The 24,175-nt window shown below is 67.4% G+C and carries 25 protein-coding genes; 18 read left to right on the top strand and 7 right to left on the bottom strand.

The window, feature by feature from the left end; translation table 11 throughout:
* Positions 1-2: 2 nt before the first annotated feature.
* Entirely contained in the window at positions 3-914 is a 912-nt protein-coding gene (gene cofC / locus ABW18_RS07740) for a 2-phospho-L-lactate guanylyltransferase (protein WP_235434311.1), read from the bottom strand.
* 137 nt (positions 915-1,051) lie between these two features.
* Here cofC and ABW18_RS07735 point away from each other — a divergent pair, with 137 nt between their 5' ends.
* Complete coding sequence (locus ABW18_RS07735; RefSeq protein WP_049698380.1) at positions 1,052-2,065, top strand: NAD(P)H-dependent glycerol-3-phosphate dehydrogenase; 1,014 nt, start codon at positions 1,052-1,054, stop codon at positions 2,063-2,065.
* 37 nt (positions 2,066-2,102) lie between these two features.
* On the opposite strand, the gene ABW18_RS07730 is transcribed toward ABW18_RS07735, so the two are convergent.
* Together ABW18_RS07730 and ABW18_RS07725 are read right to left on the bottom strand one after the other, a co-directional pair.
* The gene (locus ABW18_RS07730; RefSeq protein ID WP_049698613.1) at positions 2,103-2,684 is read right to left on the bottom strand and encodes a DUF3515 domain-containing protein; all 582 of its coding nucleotides are present in this window, start codon (positions 2,682-2,684) and stop codon (positions 2,103-2,105) included.
* A 139-nt stretch (positions 2,685-2,823) separates the two neighbouring features.
* Positions 2,824-3,069 (bottom strand): Lrp/AsnC ligand binding domain-containing protein, encoded by a 246-nt coding sequence (locus ABW18_RS07725; RefSeq protein ID WP_049698379.1) that lies wholly within the window; start codon positions 3,067-3,069, stop codon positions 2,824-2,826.
* A 214-nt stretch (positions 3,070-3,283) separates the two neighbouring features.
* Between ABW18_RS07725 and thiL the strand changes: the two genes are divergently transcribed.
* Genes thiL through ABW18_RS07710 form a run of 3 tightly spaced genes read left to right on the top strand, consistent with a single transcriptional unit; the run spans position 3,284 to position 5,590 of the window.
* A complete protein-coding gene (gene thiL / locus ABW18_RS07720) occupies positions 3,284-4,342 on the top strand; it encodes a thiamine-phosphate kinase (RefSeq protein WP_049698378.1) in 1,059 nt (352 codons plus the stop codon).
* A 43-nt stretch (positions 4,343-4,385) separates the two neighbouring features.
* On the top strand, positions 4,386-4,907 hold the full coding sequence (locus ABW18_RS07715) for a gamma carbonic anhydrase family protein (RefSeq protein WP_049698377.1): 522 nt from the start codon (positions 4,386-4,388) through the stop codon (positions 4,905-4,907).
* 2 nt (positions 4,908-4,909) lie between these two features.
* A complete protein-coding gene (locus tag ABW18_RS07710; RefSeq protein ID WP_049698376.1) occupies positions 4,910-5,590 on the top strand; it encodes a uracil-DNA glycosylase in 681 nt (226 codons plus the stop codon).
* Between the two features lie 34 nt (positions 5,591-5,624).
* On the opposite strand, the gene bluB is transcribed toward ABW18_RS07710, so the two are convergent.
* The 3 genes from bluB to rpmB all read right to left on the bottom strand — a co-directional run bounded on the left by bluB (position 5,625) and on the right by rpmB (position 7,345).
* A complete protein-coding gene (gene bluB / locus ABW18_RS07705) occupies positions 5,625-6,257 on the bottom strand; it encodes a 5,6-dimethylbenzimidazole synthase (protein ID WP_049698375.1) in 633 nt (210 codons plus the stop codon).
* Entirely contained in the window at positions 6,254-7,066 is an 813-nt protein-coding gene (locus tag ABW18_RS07700) for an enoyl-CoA hydratase/isomerase family protein (RefSeq protein ID WP_083444333.1), read from the bottom strand. Before ABW18_RS07700 ends, bluB begins: the two co-directional genes overlap by 4 nt.
* A gap of 87 nt (positions 7,067-7,153) precedes the next feature.
* Positions 7,154-7,345: a 50S ribosomal protein L28 gene (gene rpmB / locus ABW18_RS07695; protein WP_005180428.1), complete on the bottom strand. Its 192-nt coding sequence runs from the start codon at positions 7,343-7,345 to the stop codon at positions 7,154-7,156.
* 317 nt (positions 7,346-7,662) lie between these two features.
* On the opposite strand from rpmB, the gene ABW18_RS07690 reads away from it, so the two are divergent.
* The 14 genes from ABW18_RS07690 (at position 7,663) to holA (ending at position 23,629) form a co-directional block, all read left to right on the top strand.
* On the top strand, positions 7,663-9,324 hold the full coding sequence (locus tag ABW18_RS07690) for a DAK2 domain-containing protein (RefSeq protein WP_049698612.1): 1,662 nt from the start codon (positions 7,663-7,665) through the stop codon (positions 9,322-9,324).
* Complete coding sequence (gene recG / locus ABW18_RS07685) at positions 9,324-11,606, top strand: ATP-dependent DNA helicase RecG (RefSeq protein ID WP_049698373.1); 2,283 nt, start codon at positions 9,324-9,326, stop codon at positions 11,604-11,606. The genes ABW18_RS07690 and recG overlap by 1 nt, the downstream gene beginning before the upstream one ends.
* 154 nt (positions 11,607-11,760) lie before the next feature.
* Positions 11,761-12,519, top strand: a complete 759-nt coding sequence (locus ABW18_RS07680; protein ID WP_200903227.1) for an HNH endonuclease family protein — start codon at positions 11,761-11,763, stop codon at positions 12,517-12,519.
* A 151-nt stretch (positions 12,520-12,670) separates the two neighbouring features.
* Positions 12,671-13,954 carry a glutamate-5-semialdehyde dehydrogenase gene (locus ABW18_RS07675; RefSeq protein ID WP_049698610.1) on the top strand — a complete coding sequence of 428 codons (1,284 nt, stop codon included), beginning with the start codon at positions 12,671-12,673 and terminating at the stop codon, positions 13,952-13,954.
* Entirely contained in the window at positions 13,954-14,886 is a 933-nt protein-coding gene (locus ABW18_RS07670) for an AAA family ATPase (RefSeq protein WP_049698372.1), read from the top strand. The genes ABW18_RS07675 and ABW18_RS07670 overlap by 1 nt, the downstream gene beginning before the upstream one ends.
* Complete coding sequence (locus ABW18_RS07665) at positions 14,886-16,325, top strand: vWA domain-containing protein (RefSeq protein WP_049698371.1); 1,440 nt, start codon at positions 14,886-14,888, stop codon at positions 16,323-16,325. The genes ABW18_RS07670 and ABW18_RS07665 overlap by 1 nt, the downstream gene beginning before the upstream one ends.
* A gap of 23 nt (positions 16,326-16,348) precedes the next feature.
* The gene (gene nadD / locus ABW18_RS07660) at positions 16,349-17,119 is read left to right on the top strand and encodes a nicotinate-nucleotide adenylyltransferase (protein WP_049698370.1); all 771 of its coding nucleotides are present in this window, start codon (positions 16,349-16,351) and stop codon (positions 17,117-17,119) included.
* Positions 17,116-17,478 (top strand): ribosome silencing factor, encoded by a 363-nt coding sequence (rsfS, locus tag ABW18_RS07655; RefSeq protein ID WP_005205149.1) that lies wholly within the window; start codon positions 17,116-17,118, stop codon positions 17,476-17,478. Before nadD ends, rsfS begins: the two co-directional genes overlap by 4 nt.
* Positions 17,475-18,188: a histidine phosphatase family protein gene (locus ABW18_RS07650; protein ID WP_049698369.1), complete on the top strand. Its 714-nt coding sequence runs from the start codon at positions 17,475-17,477 to the stop codon at positions 18,186-18,188. Before rsfS ends, ABW18_RS07650 begins: the two co-directional genes overlap by 4 nt.
* Entirely contained in the window at positions 18,185-18,973 is a 789-nt protein-coding gene (gene octT, locus ABW18_RS07645) for a diglucosylglycerate octanoyltransferase (RefSeq protein ID WP_049698368.1), read from the top strand. Before ABW18_RS07650 ends, octT begins: the two co-directional genes overlap by 4 nt.
* Positions 18,974-18,982: 9 nt before the next feature.
* On the top strand, positions 18,983-19,864 hold the full coding sequence (locus ABW18_RS07640; RefSeq protein WP_049698367.1) for a DegV family protein: 882 nt from the start codon (positions 18,983-18,985) through the stop codon (positions 19,862-19,864).
* 76 nt (positions 19,865-19,940) lie between these two features.
* Positions 19,941-21,050, top strand: coding sequence for a ComEA family DNA-binding protein (locus ABW18_RS07635; RefSeq protein WP_235434310.1), 1,110 nt, complete (start codon positions 19,941-19,943; stop codon positions 21,048-21,050).
* Positions 21,051-21,057: 7 nt separating this feature from the next.
* On the top strand, positions 21,058-22,608 hold the full coding sequence (locus tag ABW18_RS07630; RefSeq protein WP_049698366.1) for a ComEC/Rec2 family competence protein: 1,551 nt from the start codon (positions 21,058-21,060) through the stop codon (positions 22,606-22,608).
* 46 nt (positions 22,609-22,654) lie between these two features.
* Positions 22,655-23,629 carry a DNA polymerase III subunit delta gene (holA, locus tag ABW18_RS07625; RefSeq protein ID WP_049698365.1) on the top strand — a complete coding sequence of 325 codons (975 nt, stop codon included), beginning with the start codon at positions 22,655-22,657 and terminating at the stop codon, positions 23,627-23,629.
* 233 nt (positions 23,630-23,862) lie between these two features.
* Here holA and rpsT read toward each other — a convergent pair whose 3' ends face one another.
* Positions 23,863-24,123, bottom strand: coding sequence for a 30S ribosomal protein S20 (gene rpsT / locus ABW18_RS07620; protein WP_049698364.1), 261 nt, complete (start codon positions 24,121-24,123; stop codon positions 23,863-23,865).
* Positions 24,124-24,175: the final 52 nt, after the last annotated feature.

Raw genomic sequence — 24,175 nt, 5'->3', positions numbered from 1 at the left:
AATCATGACGCATCGGACTGTTCGCCGACACCGCTGGCCGTCGCGCCGGGAATCCGGACATCTTTAAGTACCGACCTCGTGTGCTCGCCGACGCCGAGTCGCAGTGCTGCGATGAGATCGCCGACGGTGTCGACGTCGGTGCGCACGTCGGGCCAGAGGAGATGCTCGGGGTCGAGTTCGACAACTCCCGCGGCACGGTGTGCCGCAGCCGAATCCGGCCCGAAACGCGGTAACTCGTGTGCCGTCATCGGCCGCAGCAGAAGCGACGTGCCGGTGCCCGCACGGTCGGTCACCATCGACTCGCCTCGTTCGACCGCGGCGTCGACGATCTCGCGCAGACTCGTCGGCTGCGCGGCGGGAAGGTCGGCCTGGACGATCAAGACCTGCCGATGCGCAGGCCACCTGGTCCGAGCCGTGGCGGCACCGAGCGCGTACGCCGCATTCAAGTCGCCTGCGACGTCGCCGGGCTCGTCGACGACGTGTGCCGCGAGCTGTTGCGCCCGCTCGCGGACACGGTGATCAGGGGTCACGACGACGACGTCGCGAATCCCCGCTTCGTGCAGGGTGGCGATGGTGTCGGCGAACATGGCGAGTACGAACGCACCGGGGTCGGCGCGCAGGCGCTCGCGCTGGGCGGGCGAGAGCGTTGCCGGAGCACTGTCGGCAGCAATCTTCCCGCCGCTCGTGTCCCCACCGCTCGTTTCCGCGCCATGCGCTGCGTCGTCGCCCATGGTCGAGACGAGACGTGATTTGGCGTCGCCGAGTCGCTTGACCGCGAGGACCGCGACCATGCTGCCGAGCGTGCACTCGTCGCCGGAGTCGTCGCAGTGCTGACCGCGATCGGCGGGTCGCGGAGCGTCGGCGGGCATGCGTCGTCGCTCGTTCGGATGACCGCGTACACACGAGAGGGTCATGTAGACATGATGACCCATGCGGGAGAGCGCGTGTGGATGCCCGGGGTGCTCGGCGCCGCAGGTTCTTGAATCGACCGGACGGGCATCATCGGCGGTCTACCCTTGACCGAAGCGATGTCGGGCGAATGAGGAGAGTTGTGCGGGCGGTTGTGATGGGTGCCGGGTCTTGGGGCACGGCGACGGCGAAGGTACTCAGCGACGCGGGGACCGATACCACTCTGTGGTGTCGGCGAGAAGAACTCGCCGATCGGATCAACGAGTCGCACACGAATGCCGACTATTTGGCGGGAATCACCCTTCCCTCGAATCTCACGGCGTCGAGCGACATCGCGCACGCACTGACCGGCGCGGATCTCGTGGTGTGCGCTGTCCCGGCGCAGTCCCTGCGCGACAACCTCTCCGACTGGCGTCCGCACCTGAGCGATGACGCCACACTGGTCTCGCTGGCCAAAGGCATCGAGACGTCGACGCTAATGCGGATGAGCGAGGTGATCGCGGAGGTCGCGGAGGTTCCCTCCGAACAGATCGCGGTGCTCACCGGGCCGAACCTCGCCCGTGAGGTCGCCGAGGGTCAGCCCGCGGCCACGGTGATCGCGTGCACAGACCTCTCGCGTGCCGAGCAACTGCAGCAGATGTTCAATACCGGCTACTTCCGGCCCTACACCAACACCGACGTCATCGGGTGCGAGATCGGCGGGGCGGTCAAGAACGTCATCGCGCTCGCGTGCGGTATGGCCAGCGGCGTCGGATTCGGGCAGAACACCCTCGCGACGATCATCACGCGTGGCCTCGCGGAGACCATCAGACTCTCGAGCGCGGTCGGTGGGCAGATAGAGACCCTCGCCGGTCTCGCGGGTATCGGCGACCTCGTCGCAACCTGCTCGTCGCCGCTGTCGCGCAATCGCACCTTCGGTGCTCATCTCGGGCAGGGGGCGACGATGGAAGAGGCGCAGGCTGCAGCGTCGGGTCAGGTCGCAGAGGGCGTGAAATCGTGTACGTCCGTCACGGCACTCGCCGAGAAGTACCAGGTCTCCATGCCGCTCACCGAAGCGGTGAACAGCGTCTGTCACGACGGACTGCCCGTGGCGGACGCGGTCAGCTCATTGCTGGGTCGCAAGACCAAACCGGAGTTCCGTTCCGGCCACGCATAAGCCACTCGCGCTCGAGCCGCGCGAAAGGGGTTGCCACTCAGCCGAAGTCGAGTGGTCCCCGGGGTAGTGTCCGTTCGATGGCGGCCGACACGTCGGTGATCGGTCCGTTGCCCGCGTTCACCGGAACCCACAGCGCGACGTAGGGGCGGTGATCGACGCACACGAACGCCTGCCCGGAACCCTCGATGGAATCGGTGATGAACCACTGCACGGGGTTGACCACCTGCAGGTTGCTGGTGGGGGAGAGCTCCGCCGGGCGGGAGACGCCGCACCGCACGATCACCGGATCGCCCTCTTTGTTCGCAGGCCAACTCGCCTGCGTGTCCGAAACCTTTTTGTCACCGTAGCCCTCGAAGGTCTGTGGCAGCGCGGCGAGGAACTTCGCGCATTCCGCGGGAGTCGACGACTCCGCGGTGTACGACTCGACGGGCGTCGAGTCCGAGGTGTCCGGGCGGAGCGCCGCGAAGACGATGAAGCCCACGATCACCATCACCGGGATCGTCACCAGAGTGGCGATCAGCGCAGGATTCAGCCGCGGGCCGGAGTCGCCGTAGCGTGCGTGCGATGTGTCCTCGGCGCTTTCGGTGGCGTCGGCGTCCTCGGCGTCGTCGGGCTTCACGACGCTTTCGGCGGAGTCGGCCGCGCTGACGGTGTCGGGCTTCTCCGCACGGTCGGCGTTGTTGTCGGGTTCGTCCGGTCCGGGTGGGGTCACGACGACAACCCTAGGACATCGCCTCGCCGCTCCTGTGGCGTGCCGGTCAGTGCGCCGCGTTCACCACCGGGCAGGTCAGGGTGCGTGTGATGCCGTCGACCTTCTGGATCTGAGGTACGACGTCGTTGGTCAGGTGGCCCGCATCGGTGGCCTCGACCCGCACGATCACGTCGTAGGGTCCACTGACCTCCTCGGAGGAGGCAACTCCGGAGATCTCTGCGATCGTCGCCGCCGCCAATGCGGCTCGTCCGACCTCCGTCTGGATCAGTATGTATGCCTGAACCACGGCCATCCTCTCGTATCCACTGTGCCGTCGGCCCCGGGCTGGGGAGCGGCGAGTCGACGCCCGCGGCAAGCCGCCGAAGGCATCCGGCTCCGGTCTCCCGGAAACCACTTCGCGCGTCGAAGCGCCACACGAAGTCACTACACTGTGGGGATATTGTCACCACAACGCCGCGAGAGCGCGAACCGAAACGAATAACCGTGGAGCCGACGAGGAGTTGACAGTGGCAGGTGGCGACGAGAACGCCACGACCCCCGACCACACCCATCCCGCCGACGTCACCGTCGGTGACCTGGGCGAGCGGGCACTCATCTCGCTGTTCACCTCGGCGGCGACGACCGCAACGTCGGGCGACATCGTCGTCGGATCGGGTGACGACGCCGCCGTGTTCGACGCGGGCGGCCCCACCGTCATCAGCACGGACACCGCCGTGCAGGACCGCCACTTTCGTTTCGACTGGTCGACGCCGCGCCAGATAGGCGAGCGTGCGGTGATCCAGAGTGCAGCAGACATCGCGGCGATGGGGGCACGTACGGTCGGCGTCGTCGTGTCGATCGCCTGTCCGGTGAGCACCCCCGCTACAACTGTGACCGAGATCAACGACGGCATCCTGGCCGCGACACATCGTCTCGGCGGTCGTGTGCTCGGCGGCGACCTCGTCGCCGCAGATCAAGTGGTGCTCACCGTCACGTCGGTCGGCGCGCTCGACGGGCTCACCCCGGTGGCGTTGACCGGTGCGCAACCGGGCGACGTCTTGGCCGTGAGCGGACCGCTCGGCAGTGCCGCCGCCGGGCTCGCCGTCCTGCTTGCCGCTGATAACCGCGACGCGGACGAGTGCGATGGTGACGATTCGGAGCGCTCCAACCGGCTACTCGCACAGCATGCCGAAGTAGTGGATGCGCACCGTCTGCCCAACCCCGACCTCTCGGCGGGTGTCGTGGCGGCGCGCGCAGGTGCTCACGCCATGACCGATGTGTCCGACGGGCTCGTCGAGGAGCTGGAGACCCTCGCGGCGGCGTCGAATGTCGCTCTCGCAGTAGACGTCTCGCGAGTTCCGCGAACAGCGGCGACCACGCGCGCCGCGACCGAACTCGGGGAGTCCGACGACGTCTGGGCACTCACGGGGGGTGAAGACCACCAGTTGCTTGCTGCGTTCGCGGCATCCGACGTTCCGTCGGGGTGGGTCGTCATCGGAGACGTCCGCGAACGCACCGGCGATCGCGCACTGGTGTCTCTCGACGGCATTGCGGCGGGTGACCTGCGCGGATGGCAGTCCTTCTGACACCAGTAGGTGGCGGCCGTCACGGCGGTGATTAGATCGTCACATGGCGATTTACGCACTAGACGATCGTGAACCGGTCCTCGGTGACGACGTGTACATCCACCCCGACGCGACGGTGATCGGCGCCGTGACACTGGCAGACGGGGTGTCGGTGTGGCCCGGAGCCGTGCTGCGCGGCGACTACGGGACCATCTCCATCGGCCGGCGAACCAACATCCAGGACGGCACGGTCATCCACTGCACGCCGATCGATCCGACGGTCATCGGCGCCGGTTGCGTCGTCGGACACAACGCCCACATCGAGGGTTCGACGATCGGCGACAACTGTCTGATCGCGTCGGGATCTGTTGTCCTCAACGGGTCGACGGTCGGCGACGGCGCGATTGTCGGAGCGGGAGCCGTTGTGCCATTCAAGTTCTCGGTCCCCGCGCGTGCGATGGCACTCGGCGTGCCCGCGCGCATCCGCGAGGGATTCGAGGTGCCCGCCGACCATGTCGACCTGAACGTCGAGATGTACTACCAGAATTCGCTGTACTACCGATCGAAGCTCAGGAGACTCGACTGATCATGACCCCACAACCGTTGAGCGAACTCATCGATCCCGGTTGGGCGCACGCGCTTGCGCCGGTCGAAGACGACATCGCCCAGATGGGGCAGTTCCTGCGCGACGAGAACGCTGCGGGCCGCGGCTACCTCCCGGCCGGACGAAATGTGTTGCGCGCGTTCACACAACCGTTCGACGACGTCCGCGTGCTCATCGTCGGGCAGGACCCATATCCGACACCAGGGCATGCGGTGGGACTGAGCTTCTCTGTTGCAGAGGATGTTTCGCCCGTCCCGCGCTCGTTGGCCAACATCTACACCGAGTACTGCTCCGACCTCGGGTATCCCAAGCCCGCCAACGGCGATCTGACACCCTGGGCGAAATCGGGTGTGCTACTGCTCAACAGAGTGTTGACCGTTGCTCCCGGCGAGCCCGCGTCGCATCGCAATAAGGGGTGGGAGGCGGTGACCGAGTGCGCGATCAAAGCGCTTGTGTCGCGCGACGAGCCACTCGTGGCCATCCTGTGGGGACGCGACGCCGCCGGCCTGCAGCAGTGGATGCCCGACGTCCCGGTGATCGTGTCACCGCACCCGTCGCCGTTGTCGGCGAGCAAAGGCTTCTTCGGCTCGCGTCCGTTCAGCCGGGCCAATACCGAACTCGAAGACCTCGGCGGCGAACCGATCGACTGGCGCCTGCCTTCCTGAAGCCCCGCGCTCTCCTGAAGCCGCTGCCTTCCTGTCAGCGGACGAAGCGTCGGGCATCGGCGTCGGTGCGCTCCTGCCAGCCGACCCTCTCGAGTTCGGGAATGTCGTCGGCCTCGGTGGGATAACCAAGGCACAGGTATGCCGTGAGTCGCCACGTGTCGGGTACGCCGAGATCGGTTGCCACGGTGGGGGCGTCGAGGATGGACACCCAGCCGACGCCGACGCCGCGCGCCCGCGCCGCCAGCCATAGCGTCGTGACGGCGGTGACCGTCGAGTAGTCGAGGGTCTCGGGCATCGTCCGCTTACCGAGGCCGTGTCCCTGTGTGCCCGCGTGGTCGGTGAAGACGGCGAGCTGGATCGGAGCGTCGTCGAGTCCGGAGAGCTTCAGCTCCGCGTACGCACGCTTGCGCTCGCCCGCGTACCCGTCGAGTGCTTCGGCGTTGCACTCGACGAAGTTACGGCGGATGTGAGCGCGAGCCTCGGCCGAGTCGACGCGCACCCATCGCCACGGTTGGCTGTTGCCGACCGACGGGGCGAGCTCGGCTCGTGCCAGCAGTTCGTCGAGCAGCCCCGGCTCCAGCGGGTCGGAGCGGAAATGTCGGACGTCACGACGCCACGCGAACAACGTGTCGAGGTCTTCGATGAACGAGGCGTCGAACGTCGTCACCGATCGCGTGCCGCTGCGAAGTCGGGGGTCCGCTTGCCCACGAACGCGTCGACGCCCTCGACACCCTCCGCGGAGCCGCTGTTGGTGGAGATCGCGTGCGCCTCGGCAGCGAGCTGATCGCGGAGGGTTGCGGTGGCCGACCCGCTCAGGAGTGCGCGCGTCGCGGCCAGTCCGGCGCGCGGACCCGCGGCGAGTGTGCGGGCGATCTCGGCGGCGGTGTCGTCGATCTCGGTGTCGTCGACGAGGCGCGAGAGGATGCCCCACGCGAGCCCCTCGTCGGCGGTGATGACTCTGTCGGTGAGGATGATGTCGCGGGCGCGGGCCGCTCCGACGGTGCGCGGGAGGGTCCACGTCATGCCGCCGTCCGGCGACAGGCCGATTCCGGTGTAGGCCGGACGCAGGTTGGTCGACGGCCCACCGATCGCGATGTCTGCGTGCAACACGATGCTCAGCCCGGCCCCCGCAGCCCAGCCACGCACACCCGCGACGACCGGACGATCAGCGTCGAGCAGGGCGGTGACGAAGTCGTGGAAGGTGTCGGCGAGAGCGCGGATGAAGGTGGGGCGGTGCTCGGCAGAGGCGAAATCGCGCACGTTGCCGCCCGCGCAGAAGTTTCGGCCCGCGCCGAGCAACAGGATCGCGCCGACTTCGCGTTCGCCGCGTGCGATCTCACGCAGGGCGGTTGTTGCCGATTTCAGTGAGGCGTCGTCGAGTGCGCCGCCCTTGCCCGCATCGGAGATGCGTAGGACGAGGACGTCGCCGTCCTGTGTCACAGCCGAGTCTGCCGGGGACGTTGTGGTCGAGGTCATGGACGACACCCTAACCCGGAGATGCAGACAACCCGACCCCGGGGCCGAGCGTTCGCTCGGTCGGGATCGGGTTGTTAGTTCTCGCGATCAGGCGAGAGTGGTCTTGCCGGCCTTCAGGCAGGAGGTGCAGACGTTCTTACGCTTGCGGTTGCCCGGGGCCACCTCGACACGCACAGACTGGATATTGGGATTCCAGCGGCGGTTGGTACGGCGGTGCGAGTGCGAAACGGACTTGCCGAAGCCCGGACCCTTGCCGCAGACGTCACAGACGGCAGCCATTGTCGAACTCCCTTGATAGATGGAATGATCTTGCGGTTACGCCAGCTCGCTACTCGCGGAAACGCAACGTCATCCACGGCAGCGGCAAGGCAACCCTGCAAGGGTAACCGTCCGGGTGCGTCACCACCAAATCCGGGCCGGGCGTGATCTGCCGCGGGGCTTGCGGCGAATGCGCCGGACCCGCCGACGGCGACCGTGTCGGCGACTCCGAGTAATCTCTCACACATCCTGGGCAGCACGTGTCGTGGCACTTTTCGACGACGTGGATTTTCGACGGCGTGGAGACACGCGTGAGCCCCCGCGGTGAAGGAGGACCCATGTCGACTGACGGTGGACTCGTTCGCGTGATGAATCCGCAGGTTCTGCGTGACTGGGCGCAGGAGTGTGTGGCCCGGCTCGAGGAACTGCGCGGCGAGATCAACGACCTCAACGTCTTCCCGATTCCGGATTCGGACACCGGCAGCAACATGCTGTTCACCATGCGGTCTGCTGCCGACGTCGTCACCGCCCTTCCGGTCGACGCCGACGTGGTCGCCGTGACGCGGGCCATGGCAGAAGGTGCTGTGGCCAACGCGCGCGGCAATTCCGGCGTCATCATGTCGCAGATCCTGGTCGGCCTCGCCGACGCCGTGGAGATCGGCGCACCGGACGGGCAGTTGACGTTTTCGCAGCTCGCGGTATCGGGTCTGAGGCTTGGATCGTTGGCAGCGCAGCGCGCGGTGAGCGACCCCAGGGAGGGCACCGTCCTGACGCTGCTGACCATCGCCGCGGAGTCTGCGGCGCGTCACTCCGGCGAGACCGCCGCCGACCAGGCCCGCGCGATCGCCGACGATGTGGCCGATGGTCTGGAGCGCACTCCCGAACAGCTCCCCGAACTGGCGTCGGCGGGCGTCGTCGACGCCGGCGGTCGGGGTTTCCTCGCCATGCTCGACGCGATGGTCGGGGTGCTCACCGGTGTCACACAGCGACGTCGTCGGTACCGCGGAATCCTCACCGGGGGAGGGCAGCCCGGACATCCCGTCGACGAGACGTGCGACGGCCCGGGCGACATGGACTTCGAGGTGATGTATCTGCTCACCGGGGCTGCGGGCGAGAGCATCGCGACGCTGCGATCCGAACTCGGCGAACTCGGCGACGCCGTGGTGATCGTCGGCGACAGTTCGCCGTCGGGTGAACGGTTCTCTGTGCACGTCCACACCGACGACCCGGGCGCCGCGGTCGAGGCAGCGATAGCACACGGCAACGTCTCCGACATCCGGATCTCCTGCTTTGCTCTCGATTCGATTCGTGCACAAGCCAATTCGATGGAGCCGCCGCCTCGTCACCGGCGCGCCGTCGTCGCGGTCGTACGCGGCGATGGCGCTGCGGAGCTTTTCGCCGAGGCCGGGGCAGCCGTTGTCCGCGCCGACGACGGTGTCACGCCGGAAGCGCTTGCCGCCGCCATTCGCGCCACCGATTCGGCACACGTGGTGGTCATGGCGAACGGGTCGTTGACGTCGCAGGATCTGGTGAGCGTCGCAGCGGAGGTCCGGTCTGCGCAACGGTCGGTGATCTCGTTGCCGACCTCATCGATGGCGCAGTGTCTCGCGGCCCTCGCGGTCCACGACCCCTCCGAGTCGCCGGATGCCGACGCCTACGCGATGGCCGAAGCCGCCGCGGGTGCACGCTGGGGTTCGCTGCTGCTCGCCGACGAGCGGATGATCACCCTCGCCGGAACCTGCGACGTCGGAGATGTGTTGGGCCTCATCGGCTCTGATGTCCTTGTCATCGCGCCCGAGCAGACAGCCGCTGTCGTGTCGCTGGTCGATCTCATGTTGGCGACAGGTGGCGAGATGGTCACCGTCCTTGCGGGCTCGGGCGTCGACCGCGAGGCGTTGGCGGCGCTCGAGGCGCAGATCCGGCGGGCATATCCGGGCGTGGAAATGGTCGTGTACGAGACTGGTCAGACCGACGATCTGATGCAAGTGGGTATCGAATAGTGGTCCGTGCATCCGACTCTCTGTCCGATGTCTTCAACACCGAACGTGCGGCGAGTCTCGCGTCGTTGGGGCTCGCGACCGTCGGGGAACTGCTGCGTTACGCACCGCGTCGGTATCTCACGCATGGTCAACCCTCGGAGGAGCAGGACCTGACCGAGGGGGAGTGGGTCACGGTTGTCGGACGCATCACCCGTGCCGACCTGATCCGCATGAAGAAGCGTCACGGGCAGTTCCTGAAGGTGACCGTCGACGACGGCAACCGCTCCTACGAGGTCAGCTTCTTCAATCCGCGTTTCATCAAGAACGCACTGAAACCCGGCACTCGGCTCATGGTGGCGGGCACTGTGAAGTTCTTCCGCGAGCAGCCGCAACTCTCCCATCCCGAGTGGATGGTTCTGCCGGACGGCGACGTCGAGGTCGATCGTGTCGTCGGGTCGGCGATGCTCGCCGAGATGTATGCGGCAGAGGCCGAGATCACCGGCGAGCAGCGGCGCCCGGGAGCGCACTCGGCCGACATCGCCGCCGCGTTCGATCGAGCAATCGTGCCGCTGTATCCCGCGAACCGTGAAATCCAGACGTGGGACATCTGGGCGTCGATTCGCCAGGTCCTCGACGACGTCGAGCCGTTCGTCGACCCGCTGTCCGACGACGAACGCGAACGCCGCGGGTTGATGTCGCTCGACGAGGCGATCCGCACCATCCATGTCCCCGACTCCGATGCGAACGTCACCGCCGCGAACGAACGCCTGAAATTCGACGAGGCGCTCGCGATCCAGACCGTCCTCGCGCAGCGCCGCCTCGCGGGTCGTGCAGAGTCGGCGCCCGCGTGCCCGCACGTTCCCGGCGGCCTGGAAGACCGCCTGCTGCAACGACTTCCGTTCACTCTCACCGACGGGCAGCAGTTGGTGCTCGCCGAGATCGCCGACGACCTCGGCCACCCGACGCCGATGAGCAGGCTGCTGCAGGGAGAAGTGGGTTCCGGCAAGACCCTCGTGTCGTTGCTCGCCATGCTGCGTGTAGTCGACAACGGTCACCAGTGCGCGATTCTCGCGCCGACGGAAGTTCTTGCCGCGCAGCATCTTCGGACCATCACGTCGATGCTCGGCGATCTGGGCACTGCCGGTGAACTCGGCGCCGCCGACGGCGCGACGAGTGTGGTGTTGCTGACCGGCTCGATGAAGACCAAGGGCAAACGTCAGACACTGCTCGACGTGGTGACCGGCAAGGCGGGCATCGTCGTCGGAACCCACGCGCTGCTCGAGGAGAGGGTCGAGTTCTTCGATCTCGGCATGGTCGTAGTCGACGAACAGCACCGCTTCGGCGTCGAACAACGAGATGTGTTGCGGGGTCGTGGCCGCGACCATCTCATGCCCCACTTCCTGGTGATGACGGCGACACCGATCCCGCGGACGGTGGCGATGACGGCGTTCGGCGACCTCGACACGTCGGTGCTCACCGAACTCCCCAAGGGGCGTCAACCGATCACCACGACGGTGGTGCCGACGGCGAAACCCCAATGGATCGAACGCATGTGGGGTCGCGCCGCGGAGGAGATCGAAGCCGGGCGGCAGGTGTACATCGTGTGTTCGCGCATCGGCGACATCGAGCCTGCCGCACCCAAGCGTGGCGCGAGCAAACGCACTGCGGGCGAGGAAGCCGACGCGCAGCAGCAGACCACCTCCGTTCTCGACCTCTACGACGAGCTGCTCGTCGGACCGCTCGGCAGCCATCGGCTCGCGGTCCTGCACGGGCGGCTTCCCGCCGATGAGAAGAACGAGGTCATGGACGCGTTCGGGCGCGGCGAGATCGATGCGATCGTGGCGACGACCGTGATCGAGGTCGGTGTCGACGTTCCCAATGCGTCGATGATGATCATCGTCGACGCAGAGAGATTCGGGGTCAGCCAGCTCCACCAACTCCGCGGACGTGTCGGTCGTGGCGGCCATCCCGGCTTGTGCCTGCTGATGACGTCGACAAAACCGGTGTCGCAGGCGATGGAACGGCTGCGGGCCGTCGAGGCATCGACCGACGGATTCGAACTCGCTCGCGTCGACCTGCTGCAGCGCCGCGAAGGTGATCTGCTCGGCTCGCTGCAGTCGGGTGGGGTGTCGTCGCTGCGTCACCTCTCGCTGCTCGACGACGTCGACGTGATCGCCGACGCCCGCGAACTGGCCGAGTCCGTGGTGGCAACCGACCTGCCGCTGGCCGACCACCGGCCACTCGCCGACCTCGTCGACGCCATTCTCGTGCCCAACAAGGTGCGCTACCTCGACAAATCCTGACCCGGCTCGCCTGCGTCCCGAACCCGGGTGCCAAACGCCGCCCGAACCCGCAGACGCGGCTGGTGTACCGACCGCGTTCACCAGATCGAGCCGCGTTTGCGACGCAGCTGCCGGATAGGGGAACCGCGGGCCGCCGCGCGGCGTCGAAGATGGCGTGAATCCTGTCATCGCGGTGCCGCTGTACCGGCTGCGGATGCGCTACCGGCACGCTCGACGCGACGCGCAGTGGCCCGCGCGCAGGTGGGCGGTCACTGTCGCGTTCGTGCTCACCGCGGTCGTCGTGGCCGTGGGTGTGTACCGCGACGTCCCGCGCGCGCGATCGGGGCAGTGGCACGCCGGTGCGCAGCAGGCACTCCGCGAACTCGCAGGGGTGCCCGTCGTCGCTGCGCGTACCGGCCGCGACGACTACGAGCGGTCGGCGTTCGGGGCGTCGTGGACCGACGACGCGAGCGTGACGGGAGGCGGAAACGGCTGCGATACCCGAAACGACGTGCTGACCCGCGACCTCGGAGATGTGCGCGTCGGGTCGGTGACGTCGTGTCCGCGCGCTGTCCTCGCAGGCGAACTGCGCAGTCCCTACACCGGTAAGACGGTCGTGTTCCGGCGTGACCGCAATGCGACGGCCGTTCAGATCGACCACATCGTGCCGCTGGCTTTCGCGTGGGACATGGGTGCGTTCGGGTGGTCGGCTCGGCGTCGCGTCGAGCTGGCAAACGACCCGGCCAACCTGGTCGCCGTCGACGCGGCGTCGAATCAGGAGAAGAGCGACAGCGAACCCGCCCGGTGGCTGCCGCCCAATCGCGGTTTCCACTGTCAGTACGCAATCGAGTTCGTCGTGGTGAGCCGCGCGTACGGATTGGCGGTCGATGCCGCGTCGCGGCGCGTGCTCGCCGGGATACTCAACCGTTGCTGACATGCGGCGTCTCGACGTCCGGCCCGCGGTGGCGTTCTCGGGTGGGCGATCTTGGGGCCGAATGGTGCGGGGACGTACCCTGGACATGTTGTCCACCGGCAGTGCCGCGCAGGACCCAATCGTCTGCCGTGAACTCGAAACCGAGGTATTGATGAGCGCACCCACCGTGACCGGAAGGCAGGCCGCGACCGCGCCCGACGTCGAAGAAGTCGTGCACGCGCAGGCCCGCGCCGCCCGTACCGCCTCCCGAGCGCTGGCAGCGCTCACCACGACAGCCAAGAACGCCGCGCTGCTCGCCGCTGCCGACGCCGTCGACGCGAACACCGAGACCATCCTGGCCGCGAACGCCGACGATGTCGCGCGCGCGGAGGAGGCCGGAACCGAGGCAAACCTGATCGACCGACTCCGCCTGACCCCCGAGCGCGTCGCGGGCATCGCCGACGGGCTGCGTCAGGTCGCGATCCTTCCCGATCCGATCGGCGAGATCGTCGCCGGCAAGACGCTTCCCAACGGTCTGCGCCTGCGGCAGGTACGCGTGCCGCTCGGTGTGGTCGGCATCGTCTACGAGGCGCGGCCGAACGTGACGGTCGACGCCTTCGGAATCGCGTTCAAATCCGGAAACGCTGTGCTGCTTCGCGGTTCGTCGTCGGCGGCGTCGTCGAACGCCGAGCTCGTCCGCATTCTCCGCGACGTCGTCGCAGGCGCGGGCATTCCGTCCGATGTCGTGTCGCTGCTGCCCAGTGACGACCGTTCGAGTGTCACCGCGCTGATCCGCGCGCGTGGGCTCGTCGACGTCGTGATTCCTCGCGGGGGCGCCGGTTTGATCAACGCGGTCGTCGCGAACGCCACGGTCCCCACGATCGAGACCGGAACCGGAAACTGCCACGTCTACGTGCATGCGCTCGCCGATGTCGGTGTCGCGACCCGCATCATCCTCAACGCCAAGACCCGACGACCGAGCGTGTGCAACGCGGCGGAGACAGTGCTCGTCGACAAAGCGATCGCCGCCGACGCGCTGCCCAGGATCAGTCAGGCCCTGCAGTCACAGGGTGTCGTGATCCACGGCGACGAGCCGGGCATGGAGCCGGCCGACGAGTCCGACTGGTCCGACGAGTACCTCTCGATGGACATCGCGATAAAGGTGGTCGACGGACTCGACGCCGCTGTCGCTCACATCGACACCTATGGAACCGGGCATACCGAGGCCATCGTGACCACCGACCTCGCCGCGGCCGAGGAGTTCACGAACCGGGTCGACGCCGCAGCCGTGATGGTCAATGCGTCGACTGCCTTCACCGACGGCGAGCAGTTCGGCTTCGGAGCAGAGATCGGCATCTCGACGCAGAAGCTGCACGCTCGCGGACCGATGGGACTGCCGGAACTCACCTCCACCAAGTGGATCGTGTGGGGCGACGGCCAGATCCGGCCCGCGTGATGACCGACTCCACAACGACTCACAGCCCGGCGACACAGGACGCGGCTCCTATCGTTCCCTCGTTCGCAGCGGTGCACGACGTCGTCGACAGGCTGCGCGCCACCGGCTATCTGGCCGACGACGCGACGGCGACCTCGACCTTCCTCGCGGACCGGCTCGGTAAGCCGCTGCTCGTCGAAGGTCCTGCGGGAGTGGGCAAGACGGAGTTGGCGCGTGCCATCGCCGCGGCCACCGACGCAGAGCTCGTGCGTCTGCAGTGCTACGAGGGAATCGACGAGGCGCGTGCACTCTACGAGTGGAACCACGCCAAGCAGATCCTGCACATCCAGGCGACCGGCACGCGCGACTGGGCCGAGGCGAAGACCGACATCTTCTCCGAGGAGTTCCTGCTCCCGCGACCACTGCTGACAGCGATCTCGCGTACCGATCCCACCGTGCTCCTGATCGACGAGGTCGACAAGGCCGACGTCGACGTCGAGGGGCTGCTGCTCGAGGTGCTCAGCGACTTCGCAGTGACCATCCCGGAGATGGGGACCGTCGTCGCGTCGCGTCGACCGATCGTGATCCTGACGTCGAACGCGACGAGGGAGTTGTCGGAGGCGCTGAAACGTCGCTGCCTCTACCTCTTCATCGATTTCCCCGACGCTGCGCGCGAGAAGGAGATTCTCGAGTCGCGAGTTCCGAACCTGCCCGACGCGCTCGCCTCCGAACTGGTCCGCATCGTCGGCGTGCTGCGCACCCTCGACATTCGGAAGAAGCCGTCGGTCGCCGAGACCATCGACTGGGCGAACACACTGCTCGCGCTGGGCGCGGGTGAGGAACGCTCGAAGGGCGGCCGACTTGACGAAGGCCTGATCGCACGCACCCTGGGCGTCGTGCTCAAGCATCGTCCCGACCTGAAGACCGCCGTCAAAGAACTCAAGCTGGGCTGATGTCCGGGGCCGGACCCGCCACGGGCGACATCGCGACGGCAGTGCCGCTCGTCGATCACCTCACCGACTTCGTCGATGCGCTGCGGCGACGGGGGATTGCGGTCGGTCCGTCGGCGCTGATCGACGCCGCGCGGGCGATGGAGGTCCTCGACCTGCTCGACCGCAGTAGTCTGCGCGAGGGACTCGCGGCGACCCTCGTCGACGATCACATGCACCGGCCGGCCTTCGACCGCATCTTCGACCTCTGGTTTCCCGTCGCGATCGGTGCGTGCAGCGCGGAGGAGGAGCTGCCGCGCGACGAGTCCGGCGAGGTCGACGTCGATGCCGTGCGCGAGATGCTCGCAGAGTTACTCGCAGACGAGTCGGCCGACGCAGACGGACGTCTGTCCGCCGCGGTCGCGCAGGTGGTCGACGAGATGGGCCGCTACCAGTCGAGCCGCGGGGAGGCGTACTCGGCGTATCAGGCGCTCTCGAGCATCGATCCCCAGACACTGATCGCACGGATCGCCGCAGCGATGGCGGGCGGATCGGGTGACGACCTGAGCGTCGGCGACGATCCGACGTTCCGGCGGGCCGCCCGCGAACGCGCCAACCGCCTGCGCACCGCGATCGAGGTGGAGACGCAGCGTCGGATGGCCGACCGCAACGGACGCGAGAAGGTCAGCGACTACGCGGTGCCGACGCTGCCCGAGAACATCAACTTCCTCTCGGCAGGCAAGAAGGACCTCACCGAGATCCGACGGACCGTCGCCCCGCTCGCGCGTCTGTTGGCCTCCCGCTTGGAGATTCGACGACGCCGCGCCCACCGGGGTGCAGTCGACGTCCGTGCGACGCTGCGCGCGTCGATGTCGACGGGCGGGGTTCCGATCGAACTCAAGAACCGCAAGCCGCGCCCCGGGCGCCCCGAACTGGTGATCATCTGCGACGTATCGGGTTCGGTATCCGGGTTCTCGCAGTTCACGCTGCAACTCGTCTACGCGCTGCGCCAGCAGTTCGCGAAGGTTCGGATCTTCGCATTCGTCGACACCGTCGACGACGTCACCGAGTACTTCACCGACGACGAGGGGTTCGGCGGCACCGACATCGGTGAGGCGATGCATCGCATGTTGACGCAGGCCCGGCTCATCACGCGTGACGGTCATTCCGACTACGGGCACATGCTGCGCGGGTTCGTCGACGCCTACGGCGACACGCTGACACATCGCGGAGCGCTGCTGATCCTTGGCGACGCCCGCAACAACTACCACGACGCCTCCGAGGACTCGCTGCGCGAGTTGGTGGAGCGTGCGCGTCACGCGTATTGGCTCAACCCGGAGGCGCATGGCGACTGGGGTACCGGCGATTCCGCGGCCGACGACTACGCGGAGATCATCGACATGTTCGAGTGTCGCAACGCCACGCAGCTGTCCGCGGTCATCGCCGACCTCCTGCCGGTGTGATCGCTCGCGTAAACTGACCCCTCATGGCACATGACCGTCCGCGTGTACGCCGGATCGGTGTGATGGGCGGAACGTTCGATCCCATCCACAACGGGCACCTCGTGGCAGCCAGTGAGGTCGCGAACCGGTTCTCGCTCGACGAGGTGATCTTCGTCCCGACCGGACGGCCATGGCAGAAGCTGACAGAAGACGACGGGGAGGTTCCCGACCGGACGAAGCAGGTCAGTCCCCCCGAAGACCGCTACCTGATGACGGTCATCGCGACGGCGTCGAATCCGCAGTTCAGCGTGAGTCGCGTCGACATCGATCGCGAGGGATTCACCTACACAGTCGACACGCTGCGGGATCTGCGCAAGACCCTTCCCGACGCTCAGCTCTACTTCATCACCGGCGCCGACGCGTTGGAATCGATCCTGTCGTGGCAGGACTGGGAGGAACTGTTCGAGCTCGCGAACTTCGTCGGGGTGAGCCGACCGGGATACGAGTTGAACGCCAGTCATCTGGCCACGCATCTGCGGAATCTGCCAGCCGATACGCTTCATCTGATGGAGATTCCCGCCCTGGCGATCTCCTCGACGGACTGTCGGGCACGCGCGGCGACGGGACGACCGGTCTGGTACCTGGTGCCAGACGGCGTCGTCCAGTACATCGCCAAGCGCAGGCTCTACCGCAGGCCGCGGGTGAACTCGCCGGGTGTGTCGGCGCCACTCAAGAGCGACGCCGACGACAAACCGACAAGCTCCGACACCTCAACACACCGTGCGGAAACGCAACGCTCGAAAGGACGAACGTGACAGCAGCAGCCGAGTCACTGGACATGGCGAAGGTGGCAGTCGCTGCCGCGCAGGACAAGGTCGCCACCGATGTCACGGTGATCGACGTGTCCGAACAACTCGTCATCACCGACCTGTTCGTGATCGCGTCGGCTGACAACGAGCGTCAGGTCAACGCGGTCACCGACGAGATCGAAGACAAGATGCGCGAGGCGGGCTACAAGCCAGTCCGACGCGAAGGCACACGTGAGGGGCGCTGGGCGCTGCTCGACTACGTCGACATCGTCGTGCACGTCCAGCATGCCGACGAGCGTGCCTACTACGCGCTCGATCGGCTGTGGCAGGACTGCCCGGTCATCGACCTGGAGCCGCAGGCGTGAGTGGAGCGCCCGACGACCACGACACCTCCGTCGAACGACTCACCCCGGTGGTCCGCAGGCTGATCCTGCTGCGGCACGGGCAGACCGAGTACAACGCGACGAGCCGGATGCAGGGCCAACTCGACACCGACCTCTCCGATCTCGGTGTGCGGCAAGCGAAGTCGGCCGCCGCCGCACTCGCCGAACGCAATCCGATGCTCATCCGCTCGTCGGATCTGCGGCGCGCTCGCGACACCGCCGAAGCGCTCGCTGTGCTGACCGGGCTGCCCGTCGAGACCGATGAACGGCTCCGCGAAACCCACCTCGGTGAGTGGCAGGGTATGACGCACTACGAGGTCGACGACGTCATGCCCGGTGCGCGCGCACTGTGGCGTGACGACGCCACGTGGCGCCCGCCGGGCGGGGAGAGCCGCGTCGACGTCGCTGCCCGCGCCCTACCGGTCGTCGACGAACTGCTCGCGCGCGTGGACGACTGGGGGAGCGGCGCGACGCCGGAGTCGCCCGTCGTGCTCGTCGCGCACGGAGGTGTGATTGCTGCGATGACCGCCGCGCTCCTCGACCTTCCCGTCGCCAACTGGCCGGTGTTCGGCGGTCTCGCCAACACGAGTTGGGTGCAACTGTCGGGCCATGGACTCCCCGGCGAGAAGCCGCGGTGGCGGCTGGACGTGTGGAACGCATCGGCCGAGGTCGCCGACGCAGGGGTGCAGTGACCGACGCGGTTGTCGCGAGCACGCCTGACGACTGCCTGCTCATCCTCTCCGACTCGCTCGCCTACTTCGGGCCCAAGGGTGGGCTGCCCGCCGACGACGCTCGCATCTGGCCGAACATCGTCGGGGCGCGGTGTGGTCTGCCGGTGCGGCTGTTCGGGCGGATCGGCTGGACCAGTCGGGACGTCTGGTGGGCGATGACCCAGGACCCGAACATCTGGGCCGCGGTACCGCACGCACGCGCAGTGATCCTCGCGTTCGGCGGAATGGATTCGTTGCCGTCGCCGCTTCCGACCGCGCTACGCGAGCAGATCAGGTACGTGCGGCCGGGCCGACTCCGCCAGATTGTCCGGTCGGCATATCAGTGGGTCCAGCCGCGTGCGTCGAAAATCGGCTGGCCGGTGGCCCTGCCGCCGACGGTGACCATCGAATACCTCGACAAGATCTACGAGGCGCTGACCCAGTTGCGCCCCGATCTGCCGATCGTCGTGTGCCTGCCGTCGACGCATCGGAGTCCCTATTACGGGTACGTCCACAGCGGGCGGATACCGACGACCGCGGCGATGCGTGCGTGGTGTGAGCGACGCGGGGTCTCCTACGCCGACTTCTATCCTCCGACCCGCGATGCGTACGACGATCCCGATGCTGCGAACCCCGACGCTGCGATGAACCCCGACGGTATCCACTGGGGCTTTGCGTGCCACCGGGCGGTCGCCGACGTCGTCGCGGCGCCGGTTCTGCGGGTGCTCGACGATCCGGATGTCCGAACCGGACGGCGCACCGGCTAACGTAGACGGGTGCCTGTTGTCGTCGTCACAGATTCCTCTGCGCGGTTGCCCGCTGCCGTTGCCGACAGCTACGACATCATCCAGGTTCCGTTGCATCTGACGCTCGACGGAGTCGACTACCTCGAAGACGACGACAACGTTCCCGCCGACATCGTGTCGACGCCGGGCGTAACGACTGCGGGCGCCACTCCGCATGATCTGGTGCAGGCGTACGGCGAAGCCATCGAACGCAGTGAGGGCGACGGGGTCGTCGCGGTCCACATGTCGCGAAAGCTGTCCGGCACGTGGAGCGCTGGGCGCCTGGCCGCAGAGGACTACTCGGGGCAGGTGCGGGTGGTCGACTCGCGGTCTGTGGGATTGGCAGTTGGATTCGTCGCCATCGCAGCAGCGCAAGCCGCTCGCGACGGGGCCGATCGGGATCGCGCGTACGAAGCCGCCATCCGCCAGGCCGCGACTGTCGAATCGCTGCTCTGCGTGCAGAATCTCGACAATCTCCGCAACAGCGGGCGAATCAGCGCGGCGAGCAAGATGCTCGGGTCCGCGTTGTCGATCAAACCGATCCTGCACGTCGTCGACGGCACGCTGACTCTGCGTGAACGCACGCGCACGTTCTCCAAAGCGCTGGACAAGATGGCCGAAGCGGCCGTCGACTACGCCGACGGCCGCGCGGTGACTCTCGGAGTGCAGCATTGCCAAGCTCCCGCTGCCGCAGCCGATCTCGTCGTCCGGTTGCGGGAGAACCTGCGGAGCGTGACGTCGAGCATCACTGTCGATCTCGGTCCTGTGCTCGGCTGTCACGTCGGCCCCGGCGCGGTCGGCGTGGTGATCGGTACCCAACTCGATCCCATCACCAGGGGACAGTCGGAGGCCGAGGGGTTGTCCACACCCTGACCGTCGTCCACAGGGCGGCGTCGATGCACGGTCGACGAGCCGGTGTGATGGTGCGTCCGCCGTAGCGTCAGAGGCTATGAGCGACAAACCAACCCGGACGGCCCGCGGATTCGCCGCGCGAGGTGTTGTCGAGCGCGGTTCACGAACCGCGCCGACCGCGGTCGGACGCTCGCCGCTCGACCGGTTGTCAGCCCCCGCACCCGGCGCCACTCGGACGCCCGAACTCGACGCCACCTCGTCGGCTGCAGATGACGACATGTCGTCGAGTTCGTGGGGGATCGACACGACGCCGGGTTGGCTGGCTCCCGAAGTGGAACGCAGGCGCCCTCTCGATGGTCGGGAACGACTCCGTGCCAACGGATTCGACGACGATCATCGAGAAGACTTCGACCTCGACCTCGATAGAGATGTCGATTCGGATGAGGATGAGTACCGCCCACGTCGTCGATTCGCGGTGGCGCCTGCCGGTGCCATAGCGTTGATCGCTGTTGGCGTAATCGCCTGTGTGATAGCGGGATTCGGGCTCCTCCGCAGCGACGACGTCGTGCCGACCGTCGCGTTCCCCGCGTCGGCGGGACCGTCGGTGTCGATTCCTTCCGTCGCTGCAGTGCCGTCGGCCGGCGCCCCCGCGATGCCTTCTGCCGCCGCGCCGTCGGCCGCATCAGCCCAGATCGTGGTCAGCGTCGTCGGATTGGTGCGGAAGCCCGGGCTGGTGCGGTTGGCGCCGCGGTCCCGAGTGGCCGATGCGCTGTCGGGTGCCGGAGGTGCCCGCGAGGGAGCCGACACGACGTCGCTGAACCTCGCTCAGGTGCTGGGCGACGGCGACCAGGTGCTGGTCGGCTACGCGAGCAAGGACGGGAACGCCTCACTTCGCAGTGCGGTGGTCGCGTCCGGCGCGGGGAGGTCGGACTCTTCGTCGCCGCCGTCGGCCGGTGACACCTCCGAGACGGGCTCTGGCGCAGGGGATTCGGGAGCGTCGAACAGTGCGGGCGGAAAGGTCGACCTGAACACCGCGAGTGCCGAGCAGCTCGACGCTCTCCCCGGGGTCGGCCCGGTCACTGCGAAGGCCATCATCGACTGGCGGTCGCAGCACGGAAAGTTCACGTCTGTCGACCAACTCGGCGAGGTCGACGGTATCGGACCCGCGCGGCTGGCGAAGCTGCGAGACCTCGTGACCGCCGGCTGACACCGAGGTGGATCTACGACTCGTCGCGCCCGCTCTCGTGGTGTGGCTTGTCACGCTGCTCGGGCTGCACGGGCCGTCGTGGTCGATGCCTGTCGTGCTGGTCATCGGCGGATTGATCTGCGCTGCAGCTCTGTTCGCACACCGGCGCTGGAACCTTACCTGGCAGGTGTTGGGCATCGTGGTGATCGGCGCGGGGATGGCGGCGACATGTGCACTGGCGCTGTGGCTCCGGCTCGAGACCCGCGACGCCCATCCTCTGTCGGGGATGTCGGGCAAGGCGACGGTGACGATGTCGATCCGCGACGACCCGCGCAACTTCGGACCGGCACAACGGGGTCAGGTGACCACGCGTGTGACGGTGCTGGCCGTCGGGGAGCGTCGAGTTCCCTCCGCCATCGCCGACGTCGTCGCGCGTGCGCCCGGATGGGTGGGGTTGCTGCCGGGTCAGCATGTGCGCGTCCTGGCGAGTATCCGCGCACCTCGAGGGGGTGACCTGAGTGTTGCGAGATTGACGGCGTCGGGCCCGCCGGCGATGTTGGGGCGACCCCCTCCGCTGCAGCGCGGAGCCGGCGTCGTGCGGGCAACGCTACAGCAGAACTCGGCTCAGGCGTTGAGCGGCGAATCGGCGGGATTGCTGCCGGGGTTGGTCATCGGCGACGAGAGCGCATTGTCGGAAGATGTCCGGGATCAGTTCCGCGCGGCCGGGCTAAGCCACCTCACCGCTGTCTCCGGCGCCAATTTCGCGCTGACCTGCGGTGCAGCGATCGCGTTGATCCGGTTGATCGGCGGATCGCCGAAGGTTGCGGCGGTCAGCGGGGTGGTCGTCATCGTCGGATTCGTCGTCCTGGTACGGCCGTCGCCGAGTGTGCTGCGGGCAGCGATGATGGGCGGAGTCGGTCTGCTCGCGCTGTTGTCGACGCGGCGTGCCCGCGCGGTGCCTGCCCTCGGTGTCGCCGTGATCGGGGGACTTCTGTGGTGGCCCGAGCTTGCGAGTGCGCCGGGGTTCGCGTTGTCGGTCGTGGCCACGGCCGGACTCGTGCTGATCGCGCCGTCGATCCGAGACACGCTGCGCGAGTGGAGAATCCCACCTGTCGTGGCCGAGGTACTCGCTATCGCCATCGCCGCCCAGGTCGTGACGGCGCCGCTGATCGCGATGATCAGCGGGACATTCAATGTGGTCTCGATTCTGGCCAACGTCGTCGTGGCGCCTGTCGTCGGAGTGATCAGTGTGGTGGGGACACTCGCAGCGTTGATCGGCCTCGCCGGAGACGTGGGTTCTGTGGTTGCGCAAGTGTTGCTACGCGCGATGTCGCCAGAACTGTGGTGGATGATCACCGTGGCGCGCGTGCTCGGCGGATTGAGTTGGGCGGCAATCGATATACCGGACGGGCTTGCCGGGATGGCGCTTGTCATGACGTTCACCGTCCTGGGTGCGGCGCTGCTGAACCGGCGCGTGATCGGGTGGGCGCGGCGTCGTGCGCACGGTCGGCGCAACGAGACGCACAGTCGGCGCAACGAGACGCACAGTCGGCAGAACGAGGCGCACAGTCGGCAGTAGGGGAGGTGTCCGGTGCGTCGTCGGGTTGTCGGGGCGTTCTGGCACCATGAGTGACGTGACCGATCGCCTGCATCTGCTCCTCGGAGACGACGACTTCCTCACCGGACGTGTGATCTCGGGTGTGACGAGCGAGCTGTCCCACCACGCGGGCGCCGACATTCCGGTGACGCGTGTGCGAGCTGGCGATGTCAGCGAATACGAACTGGCCGAACTGTTGAGTCCGTCGTTGTTTGCCGAAGACCGCGTCGTCGTCGTCGAGTCGGCGGCGGAGGCGGGCAAAGAGCCCGCAGCGCTGATCACGCGGGCGGCTCGTGAGCTTCCCGACGGCATCACGCTGATGGTGATCCATACCGGAGGCGGTCGTACGAAGTCGATGGTCGGCGAACTCCGCAAGGCAGGTGCGGTCGAGCACGACTGCGCGGCGCCCCGTTGGCCGTCGGAACGAATGGACTTCGTCCGCAAGGAGTTTCGTGAGCTCGGCGTCAAGGTCAGCGCCGAGGTCGTCGAGCAGGTCGTCGAGGGGGTCGGTGCGGAGCTCCGCGAGCTCGCCGCGGCGTGCAGTCAGCTCGTTGCCGACACCGGCGGCAAGATCGATCGCGATGCGGTGCGGCTGTACTACCAGGGGCGCCCAGAGGTGACCGGGTTCGAGGTCGCAGACAAAGCCGTCACCGGTGATCGGGCCGGGGCGCTCGAATCGTTGGCGTGGGCGGTGCATCACGGGGTGCCGCGAGTGCTGCTTGCCGACGCGCTCGCAGAGGCGGTGCACGCGATCGCTCGCGTACGGGGAATCGGGTCGATGGACCAGTACGCGGCCGCGTCGGAGTTGGGTATGCCGCCGTCGCGTGTCAAGAAGGTGCAGTCGCAGGCTCGGGCGTGGGATTCGTCGTCGATCGCACAGGCGGTCGTGGTGGTCGCCGGGCTCAACGGCGATGTGAAGGGACAGGCCGCCGACGCAGACTACGCGCTCCTGCACGCGGTCGACGCCGTGGCTTCGCTGCGTCCGTCATCGCGTCGACGCTGAAGCGTGCTGGGCTGAGCTCGAGCGACCGAAGCCTTGTAGGACCGAAGCTCGCAGGACTGAAGCGTGCACGACCACGCAACTCACCCCGGCGACCGCGTGGAAGTCGCCGGGGTGAGTTGTCTCGAAAGGGGAACGGTCGGCGCTGCGACCCGGCGTGCTCCCGTGGGCACGGGGCGCGTCGCGGGTGCGCGCTCTGACTCGTTCAGTTCCGGCTGATGCCGGAGGTTGCTACCTCAGAGCTTGTTGACGGCCACAGCGATGGCCGACTTCTTGTTGGCTGCCTGGTTGGCGTGGATGACGCCCTTGCTGGCTGCCTTGTCGAGCTTGCGGCTTGCGGTCTGTCCGAGCTCGGCGGCCTTGTCCTTGTCGCCGGCGTCGACAGCTTCGCGGAAGCTACGGATCGCGGTGCGCAGCGAGGAGCGCACGGACTGGTTGCGCTGCCGACGGATCTCGTTGGTGCGGTTGCGCTTGACCTGGGACTTGATGTTTGCCACGCGTGTGTACCTATCAGTTGTTGGTGATTGTTGCTGGGTGTTCCTGAGCAGG

The organism is Gordonia jacobaea, from assembly GCF_001186365.1.
Lineage (GTDB): Bacteria > Actinomycetota > Actinomycetes > Mycobacteriales > Mycobacteriaceae > Gordonia > Gordonia jacobaea.
The sequence above is the reverse complement of the archived record's forward strand: the minus strand, read 5'-3'. Positions and strand labels throughout refer to the sequence as shown.